The sequence below is a fragment of the Streptomyces sp. NPDC006283 genome (assembly GCF_040613325.1).
In the GTDB taxonomy this organism is placed as follows: Bacteria; Actinomycetota; Actinomycetes; order Streptomycetales; family Streptomycetaceae; genus Streptomyces.
In genome coordinates, this window is sequence record NZ_JBEXRZ010000226.1 from 1 (window position 1) to 11,695 (window position 11,695).

9 protein-coding genes are annotated in these 11,695 nt (G+C 72.5%); 3 read left to right on the forward strand and 6 right to left on the reverse strand.

What is annotated here, in order from left to right:
* Nucleotides 1–75: 75 nt before the first annotated feature.
* From mshC to ABZ070_RS30830, 4 genes are all read right to left on the reverse strand, one after another.
* Entirely contained in the window at nucleotides 76–1,305 is a 1,230-nt protein-coding gene (gene mshC, locus ABZ070_RS30815) for a cysteine--1-D-myo-inosityl 2-amino-2-deoxy-alpha-D-glucopyranoside ligase (RefSeq protein WP_356638618.1), read from the reverse strand.
* Between the two features lie 92 nt (nucleotides 1,306–1,397).
* Entirely contained in the window at nucleotides 1,398–2,225 is an 828-nt protein-coding gene (locus ABZ070_RS30820) for an SCO1664 family protein (RefSeq protein WP_356638620.1), read from the reverse strand.
* Entirely contained in the window at nucleotides 2,189–2,779 is a 591-nt protein-coding gene (locus tag ABZ070_RS30825) for a DUF3090 domain-containing protein (protein ID WP_356638621.1), read from the reverse strand. Before ABZ070_RS30825 ends, ABZ070_RS30820 begins: the two co-directional genes overlap by 37 nt.
* A gap of 129 nt (nucleotides 2,780–2,908) precedes the next feature.
* Nucleotides 2,909–3,610 (reverse strand): histidine phosphatase family protein, encoded by a 702-nt coding sequence (locus tag ABZ070_RS30830; RefSeq protein WP_356638622.1) that lies wholly within the window; start codon nucleotides 3,608–3,610, stop codon nucleotides 2,909–2,911.
* Between the two features lie 68 nt (nucleotides 3,611–3,678).
* Here ABZ070_RS30830 and corA point away from each other — a divergent pair, with 68 nt between their 5' ends.
* The gene (corA, locus tag ABZ070_RS30835) at nucleotides 3,679–4,671 is read left to right on the forward strand and encodes a magnesium/cobalt transporter CorA (RefSeq protein ID WP_356638623.1); all 993 of its coding nucleotides are present in this window, start codon (nucleotides 3,679–3,681) and stop codon (nucleotides 4,669–4,671) included.
* Nucleotides 4,672–6,258: 1,587 nt separating this feature from the next.
* On the opposite strand, the gene ABZ070_RS30840 is transcribed toward corA, so the two are convergent.
* Nucleotides 6,259–7,044, reverse strand: coding sequence for a ferritin-like domain-containing protein (locus tag ABZ070_RS30840; RefSeq protein ID WP_356638624.1), 786 nt, complete (start codon nucleotides 7,042–7,044; stop codon nucleotides 6,259–6,261).
* Nucleotides 7,045–7,266: 222 nt separating this feature from the next.
* The gene (locus ABZ070_RS30845; protein WP_356638625.1) at nucleotides 7,267–8,316 is read right to left on the reverse strand and encodes an LLM class F420-dependent oxidoreductase; all 1,050 of its coding nucleotides are present in this window, start codon (nucleotides 8,314–8,316) and stop codon (nucleotides 7,267–7,269) included.
* 130 nt (nucleotides 8,317–8,446) lie between these two features.
* Between ABZ070_RS30845 and ABZ070_RS30850 the strand changes: the two genes are divergently transcribed.
* Nucleotides 8,447–9,430, forward strand: a complete 984-nt coding sequence (locus tag ABZ070_RS30850; protein ID WP_356638626.1) for an aldo/keto reductase — start codon at nucleotides 8,447–8,449, stop codon at nucleotides 9,428–9,430.
* Nucleotides 9,427–11,695, forward strand: a 2,269-nt coding sequence (locus ABZ070_RS30855; protein ID WP_356638627.1) for an ATP-dependent RecD-like DNA helicase, incomplete at its 3' end; no start/stop codon positions are given. The genes ABZ070_RS30850 and ABZ070_RS30855, both read left to right, overlap by 4 nt.

Genomic DNA, 11,695 nt, shown 5'->3' on the forward strand with positions numbered 1-11,695 from the left:
GTCCGTGGACGATCCGGGGCCGCCGGGCAGGGGTTCCAGCTGGTCGAGAGCGAAGGCGGGTTGCAGCGGGGCGAGTTACAGTGCGACGCCCAGAAGAGCGTCGACGGCCCTGGAGACCATCCCGGGCGCGCCCTCGTCCGTGCCGCCCGTGGACTGCTGGAGCGTGGCCCAGCGGTCCACCGCGGCGAGCGCCGTGGGTGCGTCGAGATCCTTGGAGAGAGCCTCGCGGATCTCCTCGACCAGCGCTTCGGCGGAAGGTCCGTCAGGACGGGAGACCGCCGCGCGCCAGCGCGCCAGACGCTCCACCGCGTCCTGGAGCACCGCGTCGGTCCACTCCCAGTCGGCCCGGTAGTGGTGGGAGAGCAGCGCCAGCCTTATGGCGGCGGGGTCGACGCCGTCGCGCCGCAGCTTGGAGACGAAGACGAGGTTGCCCTTGGACTTGGACATCTTCTCGCCGTTGAGGGCGACCATGCCGGCGTGCACGTACGCCTTGGCGAACGGGTGCTCACCGGTGAGCGCCTGGGCGTGCGAGGCGCCCATCTCGTGGTGCGGGAAGGCGAGATCGGAGCCGCCGCCCTGCACGTCGAAGCCCATGCCGAGGTGGTCGAGCGCGATGGCGACACACTCGATGTGCCAGCCGGGCCGGCCGCGGCCGAGCGAGCCGCCGTCCCAGCTCGGCTCGCCCTCACGGGCGGCCATCCACAGCATCGGGTCGAGCGGGTTCTTCTTGCCGGGGCGGTCGGGGTCGCCGCCGCGCTCCGCGGAGAGCAGCCGCATGGCTTCGGCGTCGAGGCGGGAGACTTCGCCGAAGTGCGGGTCGGCCTCGACGGAGAAGTAGACGTCGCCCTCGAGTTCGTAGGCGGCGCCGATGTCGCGGAGCCGCTCGACGAGCGGGACGATCCCCGGTATCGCCTCGACCGCGCCGATGTAGTGCTGCGGCGGCAGCATCCGCAGCGCGGTCATGTCCTCGCGGAACAGGGCGGTCTCACGCTCCGCGAGTGCCGTCCAGTCGTGCCCGTCGCGGATCGCGCGCTCGAGCAAGGGATCGTCCACGTCCGTCACGTTCTGGACGTAGTGAACCTGCCGCTTGGTGTCGAGCCACACGCGCTGCACAAGGTCGAACGCGTTGTAGGTCGCCGCGTGACCCATGTGGGTCGCGTCGTACGGTGTGATGCCGCAGACGTAGATACGGGCGACGGGACCGGGGTCAAGGGTCACCAGACCGTCGGTCGCGGTGTCGTGGATCCGGAGGTCGCGGCCCTTGCCGGGCAGGGCGGGGACCTCAGAAGCGGGCCAGGCATGCATGTCATGAGCCTAACCGGACGGAGCTTCCGCATACGAACCGGATCACCGATCCTGGCCGGTTGGGCGCTCTTGCGCTTCCGGCCGCGCTGTGTCTAGACGGGCGGCCAGGGGATCGCCGGCCAGTCCCCCGACGGCTCCGGATACCTGCCGGACTCGAGGAGCGCCGCCACCCGGTCGCGTACGGCCGCGACCTCGGCCACGGTGAGCAGTTCCGCCAGTCGGGTGGCGAGGGCCCCGCCGTCGGAGAGCGCAGCGCCCAGGGCCGCCAGTGCGGCCGACGCCTCCGCGGGCAGCGGCTCCCCCGCCCACCCCCACAGCAGCGTGCGGAGCTTGTCGTCGACGTTGAAGGTGACCCCGTGGTCGATCGCGTAGAGCGTGCCGTCGGCCGTGGGCAGCAGGTGGCCGCCCTTGCGGTCGCCGTTGTTGATCACCGCGTCGAGCACCGCGAGCCTGCGCAGCCGTACGTCGTCCGCGTGGACGAACAGTGCCGTGCGGCCTTCGCCGACGTCGGCGAAGCCGACCGCCTTCCAGCCGTCCCCCGGCTCCGCTTCGTCGACGAGCGCCAGGAGCGCGGCCTCGGGGTCCGCTTCGATCCACAGCTGGACCATGCCCTCGCCATAGGGACCGTCGCGCAGGACGGTGGGCGGCACCAGCCCCCAGCCGAGTACCTCGGACAGTTCGTACGCCGCCACCTCGCGCTGCGCGAGGGTGCCGTCGGGGAAGTCCCACAGCGGGCGCTCGCCGGCGATGGGCTTGTAGACGCAGTGGACTTCCTCCCCGTCGTGGGAGGCCGTGCAGTACAGCACCGCGTTCGACGCCTCGCGCACCCGTCCGCGGACCGTCAGCTCACCCTTCGTCAGGGTCGCGAGCACGTCGGTCGTGCTCACGCGCCCCGTCGGTATCCGTTCTGCCGCGGGCATACGTGTCCTTCCGGATCCAGGGGCAGGCTGCACAGCGGGCACGGCGGCCGGCCGGCGTTCACCACGTCCAGCGCGCGCTTGGCGAACGCCCTGGCCTGTGCGCCGGTGAGCCGCACGCGAAGCATCGGCGGGCCGTTCTCCTCGTCCTGCAGCAGCCGCTCCTCGGCCTCCGCGAGGTCCTCGTCGGACTCCGCCTCGAGTTCCACGAGCGCCTGCGCCTCGACGATCATGCGCTGTTCCTCGCCGTCCCACGCCAGCGCCATCGTGCCGACGCGGAACTCCTCCTCGACCGGGTTGTCGAGCGGCGCGGTGTCGGAGACGTCTGCGGGGGCGACGGCCGGCACCGGCGCGTTGCCCCCGGTGCGGCGCACGACTTCGTCCAGCAGTTCGTCGATCCGCTCGGCGAGAGCGGCGACCTGCGTCTTCTCCAGAGCGACGCTGGTCACGCGCCCTGCGGCGGAGGCCTGCAGGAAGAACGTACGGCGGCCAGGCAGCCCGACCGTACCGGCCACGAAGCGCTCCGGCGGGTCGTAGAGGAACACCTGACGGGACACGTTCTGTCTCCCTTGGGATCGAAAGGATCGGTCGGTTTCTGCGTCGCATTCCGCGTCGCTTCGCGGGGTGGTCTCTGCGTCGTGCGGGTACTCAGCTTTTCGGCCCGTCCACCCTACTGCGCAAAGCGATCACGGTGCGCCCGCACCACCCCCGACGACCGCGTCGCCGCTTTCGCCCTTCTCCTGGGGTCCTTCCGTGCGGGGTGCCAGGAAGCCCAGCTCCCCGGTGTCGCCGAGGCGCAGCAGGAAAGGCCGGGTACGGGTGTAGCGGATCGCGGTGACGGAGCACGGCTCGACGTGGATGCGCTGGAACAGGTCGAGATGCAGGCCGAGCGCGTCCGCCACCAGGGACTTGATGATGTCCCCGTGCGAGCACATCACAAAGGCGGCGCCCTCGCCGTGCGTCTCGTCGACGCGCGCGTTCCAGTCGCGCACCGCGTCGACCGCCCGGGCCTGCATGGCGCGCATGGACTCGCCGCCGGGGAAGGCCGCCGCGGACGGGTGGTGCTGGACGACCTCCATCAGGGGTTCGTCGGCCAGCTCGTTGAGCTTGCGCCCCGACCAGTCCCCGTAGTGGCACTCGCCGATGCGCTCGTCGGTCTCCATGCGGAGCTCCGGCCGGGCTTCCAGGAGCGGGGCGAGGGTCTCCCGGCAGCGCTCCAGCGGGCTGGACACCACCGCCGCGATCGGCACACCCGCGAGCCGGCCGGGCAGGGCGGCCGCCTGTGCGGCTCCGCGCTCGTCGAGGCGGACCCCTGGTGTCCAGCCGGCGAGCACCCCCTCGGTGTTGGCGGTGGAACGTCCGTGGCGTACGAGGATCAGCGTGGCCATGGGGGCCAGCCTACGTTCAGTGACGGCCGAGCGGGCCGGGGGTGTGCTCGGGGCGCAGGCAGGGAAGAATGCGCGCCGTGATTGTGGACTGTGCCATTTACCGAGACGGACGCCGCACCGAGGGGCCGTCCGACTTCTCCGACGCCCTCGACGAGGCACGGGCCACCGGTGACGCGTTCCTGTGGATCGGGCTGCACGAGCCGACGGCGGACGAGTTCGAGCATGTCTCCGACGAGTTCGCGCTGCACCCGCTCGCCGTCGAGGACGCGCTCAAGGCGCATCAGCGGCCCAAGCTCGAGGTGTACGACGACTCGCTGTTCGTCGTACTCAAACCCGTGGTGTACGAGCCGGAGAGCGACTCCGTCACCACGGGCGAGCTGATGGTCTTCATAGGCGACTCGTTCGTGGTGACCGTCCGGCACGGCGAGGGCGCCCCGCTGCACGACGTACGCGAACGGCTGGAGGCCGAGCCCGCCGTGCTGCGGCACGGGCCGACGGCGGTGCTCTACGCGATCAGCGACGCGATCGTCGACCACTACATCGACGTCGCAGCCGAGCTCCAGGTGGACCTCGAGGAGATGGAGACCGAGGTCTTCGAACCGGCTCGCCGGGACGCGAAGAACACCGCGGCGCGGATCTACACCTTCAAGCGGCAGGTGCTCGAGTTCCGCCGCGCGGCCGGGCCGTTGGCGGCGCCGATGACGCGGCTGGCCGGCGCGGGTGTGCCGTTCGTCCATGAGCATGCGCAGCCGTTCTTCCGCGATGTGAGCGACCACCTGACGCGGGCGAACGAGCAGGTGGAGGGGCTGGACCGGCTGCTGTCGGACATTCTTTCCGCCCATCTCGCGCAGATGGGCGTCCGGCAGAACGACGACATGCGCAAGATCTCGGCGTGGGCGGCCATGGCGGCCGTGCCGACGATGGTCGCGGGGATCTACGGCATGAACTTCGAGTACATGTGGGAACTGAAGCAGCCGTGGGCGTATCCGGCGACGGTGCTGCTCATGGCGGGCGCGGTCGTCGGGCTGTACCGGCTGTTCAAACGGCGCGGCTGGCTCTGACACCGCTGAGCCCAGGCCCGGGCCCCCTCCGAAGCCGCGCTCGCCTCGCTTGTCGCGGGGGTCGCCGGGCCCAGGTAGGCGCTCAGTTCGGGTCGGGCCGGCAGACCGGGGAGGTCCAGCCGGCGCCAGCCACGGGCGAACGCCGGCGGCCGGGCCTGCCCCTCGACCATGTAGGCGACCGGTCGTTCGTCCGCGAGTGCGGCAAGGCCCGCCCGGGTGATGCTGCCGTCGTGGCCGCCGGCCTGGCGAGAGGCGCAGCCGGTGCGGAAGGCGACCCGCGGCGCCTCCACCCCGCTGATCATACAGGGAGCGCGAACGCCGTGCCGCTGCAGCTCGGCGGCGATCCGGTCGAATGCCTCCCGGTTCTCCCGGCTGCGGTCCACCGCGCCGTGCAGCACGGAGTACTGGATCGCCAGGTGACCGGCCAGCGCCAGGGCGAGAACTGTCACGACCAGCGCACGCGGTCGCAGTGCCTGGGCGATCCCCCTGAGGCACACCGCGGCCGGCAGCGCGAGCAGCGCGTAGGCGGGCAGCAGGAATCGGGGCGCGGCGTATCCGATCAGCAGCAGATACGGCACCGCCAGCGACAGTCCCGCCAGCGTCGGCACCAGGACGGCCGAGGGGCGGACCGCGCAGGGGCGGTCCAGGGGGTCGTCCCGTAGACGTGCGGCGATCACGACGCCCCCGGCGACCAGCAGCGGAAGGACGAACCACCACAGGGCGGTGACCGGCCGCCGCCACGCCACGTCGCAGGGCCGGCACAGCGTCCGGCCGTCCAGCGCACGGATCTGGTCGTCGACGGCCAGGTTCAGGCCGAGGTGGCCCTGGATCTCGCTGGCGCGGCTCAGGCGGGTGGCGAGCCCGCCATAACCGGTGTAGGCCTCGATGATCCACGGGGCGCAGCCGGCGGCCGCTCCCGCCGCGAGCGCGGCCAGCAGGACCGGCCGCCGGCCCGTCCGTGACATCACGGCGACGACGGCGAGCGGCGCGAGGAGCCAGAAGGCGTCCGTCGGCCGCATGAGCGCGACGAACGCCACGCCCGCACCGGCGCCCAGCAGGCAGACGCGGTCGGACCGGTCGCGCGCGGCCCGCAGGAAGCAGCCGACGGTGGACAGCGCCCCGAGTGCGACCCACAGGTTGGGCATGACCTGCGGACCGTAGAACACGGTGACCCAGAGTCCGGCGAACAGCGCTCCTGCGAGGGCGACCACGCGGGCGGGCAGGAGTCTTGGCCACACCGCGAGCGCCAGGAACAGTCCGGCGCCCGACAGCAGGGCCAGGTAGACGCGGAGCGCTGCGACGGAGGAGGTCAGGGCCGTCAGCGGCGCGACGAGGAAGGTGATGCCGCGGGCGCGCGGCGCGCTGAAGAAGGCCGGTTCGGAGCCGGGTGTGACCTGGCTGACGTAAACGGTCTCGTCCCAGCCGAGACTCGTCCCCCGGACGGCCAGGGCCAGCTGGACGAGGGTGTACACGACGGCCACGGCGGCGATCCACCGCAGGCCGCCCGTGGTGACGGTCTCCGCGCCGGGTCCGCGGCGGGTGCGGGGGCCTGGCCGGAGCGGTGTCAGGCCCGGGATCTGTGCCATGTCAGAAGGCGGGTGCCGTGGTGGCGGGACCGTCGAGGGCCCCGCGACGCTCCGGCATCCTGAGGTCGGCCATGCGGCGCCACCCGCCGAGGCGCTCGTACGCGTACTTCGCGTGGATACCGGCCGCCAGCACGGCCGACCTGGCCTTCGACCAGTGCAGCGCCCGGCCCATGTGCGCCATGACGGCAAGGCTCACATCACGGTGGACCCGGATCTCGGCGAGTGCGGCCTCGCGCAGCACACGCCGGATGGTGGGTCCGTGTCCGGCGGCGGCGAGACGGAGCAACTCCTCGTGGCAGTAGGCCAGGTGGTTTTCCTCGTCCTCGCGGATCATGCGGACGGCCGTGCCGAGCTCCGGATGTTCCCCGAAATATCTGACCAGCAGCTCCATCTGATCGGCCGCCCGCTGCTCGGTCACCCGGCTGTGCGAGAGGTAGACCACGATGTCCTGCTCGGTCAGCGGTTCGTCGCGGCGCAGCTTCTCGTGGGCGAGGCCGATGCCCCGCTGCTCCAGCAGCATCGTGTAGTCGGTCGCGCGCGGCACGGGCACCGGGTCCAACTGCCGCTTCCTGAGCAGCGCGTTGAACAGACGGCCGTGCTTGTCCTCGTCGGCGCCGTGCCGGGTGATCTTCGGGGCGAGCTCACGCATGCTCTCGGGCACGAGGGCGGCGATCCGGCCGTTCTCCCAGCCTCCCTGGGCCTCACCACTGGCGGCGATGGAGCAGAAGAGCTGGAACGAGTCGTCGCAGTCGACGATCTCCTGGAAGAGACTCCGGGCCGAGAGCATGTCTGCCACCTCCGTCTGGGCCTTGGGGACATCCGCAAAGAACGAGTCAAATGCGAGACGCCCGGGCGGGCAACAGGAGGCTTTGACGGCTGCACCGAACGGACGAGAGGCCGGCGGCACACGCCAGTAACCGCCGGGGCCGTCGCGCGTTGTACCGCGTGACGGCCGTGGCGGGGAAGACCCCCGAGCCCCCACCACGGCCGCAGACTTCTCAGGACCTGCTCAGGCGAGGCCCGCCCGCTCCAGCGCGTCGGTGCCGGCCCGCAGCGCGGTGATCCGCTCTTCGAGTGTGAAGCCGGCCGGAGCGAGGGTGAGCGTGGTGACACCGGCAGCGGCGTAGGCCTGCATCCGGTCGGCGATCCGCTCCACGGAACCGAGCAGCGCGGTCTGGTCGATCAGCTGGTGCGGGACCGCGGCCGCCGCGCCGGCCTTGTCGCCGTCGAGGTACTTGTCCTGGATCTCGGCGGCCTCCTTCTCGTAACCCATGCGCTGCGCGAGCTGGTTGTAGAAGTTCTGCTTGCGGCTGCCCATGCCGCCGACGTACAGCGCGGTGTACGGCCGGAACATGTCCGCCAGGCCGTTCACGTCGTCGCCGACCGCGAGGGGCAGGGTCGGGCACACGTCAAACCCTTCCATCGTCTTCCCGGCCTTCTCGCGGCCCGTGCGGATGTGCCGGAGCGCGGTGTCCTCGATGTGGTCGGCAGAGGGGAAGATCAGCAGGGCGCCGTCGGCGATCTCACCGGTCTGCTCGAGGTTCTTGGGGCCGATCGCCGCGATGTAGAGCGGGATGTGCTCACGCTGCGGGTGGACCGTGAGCTTGATGGGCTTGCCGGGGCCGTCGGGCAGCGGCAGCGTCCAGTGCTCGCCCTGGTAGGAGAGACGTTCGCGGGACATGGCCTTGCGCACGATCTCGACGTACTCGCGGGTGCGGGCGAGCGGCTTGTCGAACTTGACGCCGTACCAGCCCTCGGAGACCTGCGGTCCCGAGACGCCGAGGCCCAGGCGGAAGCGACCTCCGGACAGCGAGTCGAGGGTCGCCGCGGTCATCGCGGTCATCGCGGGCTGGCGGGCCGGGATCTGCAGGATCGCGGAGCCGACGTCGATGCGCTCGGTCTGGGCGGCGACCCAGCTGAGCACCGTGGGGGCGTCGGAGCCGTACGCCTCCGCGGCCCAGCAGACGTCGTAGCCGAGCCTGTCGGCCTCCTGCGCGACGGCGAGGTTGTCGCCGTCCATGCCCGCGCCCCAGTAGCCGAGGTTGATGCCGAGCCGCATAACCGCTCCCTCTTACTGATCAGTAACGTGCCTGTGCCGGGGACTCTAGCGCGGGCGCGGACGATCCGGCAGGGGGAGGTTGTCCACAGGGTCTCTCCGCGTACGGCCCTGGCCAGTAATCTCAGCGCCCATGGAGCAGAGGCATCTCGGCCGTACCGGCCTGCGCGTGTCCCGGATCGGACTCGGCACCCTGACATGGGGCCGGGACACCGACGAGCACGACGCCGCCGACCAGTTGAAGCTCTTCTGGGAGGCGGGCGGCACGCTGGTCGACACCGCGGATGTGTACGGCGGCGGGGAAGCGGAGTATCTGCTCGGGCAGCTGGTCGAACGGCTGGTGCCGCGCAGCGACCTGGTCATAGCGACCAAGGCCGGCAGCGTGCCGGACCCGGACCGCCGCTTCGACGGCTCGCGCGGTCATCTGCTCGCCGCGCTGGACGCGTCGCTGTCGCGGCTCGGGACGGACTACGTGGACCTGTGGCAGGTCCACGCCTTCGACCCGGACACACCCCTGGACGAGACGCTGCAGGCCCTGGACATCGCGGTCAGCAGCGGGCGGGCGCGGTACGCCGGCGTGTCGAACTTCTGCGGATGGCAGCTGGCCAAGGCGGCGACCTGGCAGCTGGCCGCTCCGGGGGTGCGCACACGGCTCGCGAGCACGCAGATGGAGTACTCGCTGCTGCAGCGGGGTGTGGAGCGGGAGGCCCTGCCCGCGGCACTCGACCTCGGCGTGGGGCTGCTGCCTTCGTCGCCGCTGGGGCGCGGGGTGCTCACCGGAAAGTACCGGACGGCCACGCCGGCCGACTCCAGGGGCGCCTCGGAACAGATGGCGCCGTTCGTGGAGCCGTACCTGGACGAGGCCGCGAGCCGCATCGTGGACGCGGTCGCCACAGCGGCGGACGGCCTCGCGGCCACACCGCTGGAGGTGGCGCTGGCGTGGGTGCGCGACCGGCCGGGGGTGGCCGCCCCCATCGTCGGCGCACGCAACGCGCAGCAGCTCGCGGCCGCGTTGTCAGTGGAGGCGCTTAGTCTTCCTGACGAGATCTGCCGGGCGCTCGACGATGTGTCGGCGCCGGTGCACCACTATCCGGACCAGGACTGGAGCACGCTGTGACCGCGTCTTCCCGGGGCACGCCCCCCGGTTCCCCGGCCGAGCCCGACTCCGTCGGCCTCACCCCGCCGCCACCCGCCGACCCGGCTGCCACGGGGGCGGAGGACGGGCTGGCCGCGAAAGACGCCACGGAGGATGCGGCGGAGCACGGCCCGGTGAGCGACGCCGAGGGCGCCGCCGACGCGGCTCATGCGGCCGACGACGCGGGCGTGGCCGGCGCCGAATCGGCGGAGCACGGCCCCGTGAGCGACGCCGGCGCAGCGGGCGTGGGCGACAGCCGCGCTGCCGGCGAAGCAGAGGCCGCGGGCGGGAGTCACGCTCCGGACAACGGCGCCGAAGGGGCCGCGGCCCAGGGTGGGGAGGTCAGTGAGGTCGAGGCCGAGATCGCCGCGCAGAAGGCGTTGCGGGCTCGGATCGAGCAGCGGAAGGCCGAGAAGGGCGGGCCTCTGCCCAGCGGGGGGAAGCTGAGCGGCAAGGCCGCGGATCTACTCGCCGCCGTCCGGGCAGTCGAGAGCGGCGAGAAGGACGCGGCGCACTTCGGGTCGCCCGCTCCACAGCCCCGGCGCGCCGCTCCTGTCGCCACGCCGCCGGTCCGGGTCGCGAAGGCGGCCGAGCCGGCCGCTGTCGCCGTGACGTCGCAGGCCGTCGCCGCCGTGCGGGCGGTGCTCACGAAGGGCGGGGCGCCGGAATCCCTCGCGGCGCAGGTCGCGGAGGTCCTCGGCGAGCCGGCCGCTGACCTGCTCGCCGAGGACCCCTGGCAGCTGCTGTCCGTGCCCGGCGTACGACCCGAGCAGGCGGACGGCTTCGCCCGCGCGCTGCTAGGCGGGGACGCCGGCCCCGGCGACGAGCGGCGGACGTCGGCGCTCGTGCTCTGGCTTCTGGAGCGCGCCGCGCTCCAGGGGCACACGGCCCTCGAGGCCCCGGCCGTACGTTCCGCGCTCGCCGAGCGGTCCGTGCCGGACCCGGACGAGGCCGTGCAGCAGGCCGTCGCCGACGGTGCCGTTCTGGTCTTCCAGGACGGCTTGCAGGAGGGCGCGGAGGAAGAGGGGGGCACGGAGGCCGTACAGGTCCTGCTCGGCCTCGACCGGTACGCGATGGCGGAGGAGAGCCTTGCGGACGGGCTGGCCCGGCTGGTCAGGACCGGCCCGGCCGATGCCTGGGACGGGCCCGAGCTCGTCCGGGCAGCCGGGGGGCACGGCCTGGTCGTGCACACGGGCGGCGAGGCGGCGCGGGCAGAGCCCGTCGCCCTCGTGGAAACGGCCCGGGGGCTGGGCCTTCGGGCCGCCGTTGCGGTGCACGGCGAGAACGGCCGCCGCAGGCTGGGCCCGGACGTCGACGCGATGACCGTCGCCGCGCTGCTCGCGGGCACCGCCGGTCCCGGCCGGGACGAGGACGGCGCGTTCGCGCTGGACCTGCTGGTCGTACTGGACGCACCGCAGCTCGACGTCGAGACCGCGGCAATGCTGGTGGAGTCGATGCCGGACGGCAGCCGGCTGGTGCTCAGCGGCGACCCCGGTGTGCTGGGCGGTGCCGGAGCGGGCCGGGTGTTCGCGGACGTGTCGGCCGCCCGGGTGTGCCCGCAGATCGCGTCCCGCACGCCCGATCCCGGGCCGATCGGCGAGCTGGTGTCGGGCGTCGGCATCGGAGAGCTGAACCAGGTGGCCGCCCCCGGCAAGGAGATCGTGATCGTCCCGGTGCGGGACGCCGACGAGGCCGTGCACCGTACGGTCCAGCTGGTCGCCGACTCGGTGCCGCGGGCCATCGGGGTGCCGGCCGGGCAGACCCAGGTGATCACCGTGGGCCACGGTGGATCCGCGGGCACCCGCGCGCTCAACGCCGCCCTGAAACAGCGCCTCAACCCGGGCGACGGCCGTTTCGCCGGCTTCGACCCGGGCGACCGGGTCGCCTACGCGCAGGCCCTCGGCCGGACGCTGACCGGAACGGTCGTCTCCGCGGGCACCGACGGCCTGCATCTCGACTGCGACGGCATCAACGTCGTGGTGCCCAGGGACCGCGTCGAATCGGTACTGCGTCACGGCTGGGCGATGACCGCACATCAGGCGGCCGGGATGCGGTGGCCGGCGGTGGTCGTCGTCCTGCCGGGGGACGCCGCTCAGGGGCTGAGCAGACCTTGGGTGTACACCGCGTTCGGCCGCGCCGAGCGGCACCTGTCGGCCCTGGGTCATCTCCATGGCGAAGTCGTCCGCGATCTCCAGCAGCGTCGGGCGACCCTCCAGCTCGCACAGCCAGGCCGGCGGCAGCGCCGTC

Coding starts and splice junctions, on each gene's coding strand:
- mshC (WP_356638618.1), bottom strand. CDS start 1,305: ATGCATGCCTGGCCCGCTTCTGAGGTCCCCGCCCTGCCCGGCAAGGGC.
- ABZ070_RS30820 (WP_356638620.1), bottom strand. CDS start 2,225: ATGCCCGCGGCAGAACGGATACCGACGGGGCGCGTGAGCACGACCGAC.
- ABZ070_RS30830 (WP_356638622.1), bottom strand. CDS start 3,610: ATGGCCACGCTGATCCTCGTACGCCACGGACGTTCCACCGCCAACACC.
- corA (WP_356638623.1), top strand. CDS start 3,679: ATGCGCGCCGTGATTGTGGACTGTGCCATTTACCGAGACGGACGCCGC.
- ABZ070_RS30840 (WP_356638624.1), bottom strand. CDS start 7,044: ATGCTCTCGGCCCGGAGTCTCTTCCAGGAGATCGTCGACTGCGACGAC.
- ABZ070_RS30845 (WP_356638625.1), bottom strand. CDS start 8,316: ATGCGGCTCGGCATCAACCTCGGCTACTGGGGCGCGGGCATGGACGGC.
- ABZ070_RS30850 (WP_356638626.1), top strand. CDS start 8,447: ATGGAGCAGAGGCATCTCGGCCGTACCGGCCTGCGCGTGTCCCGGATC.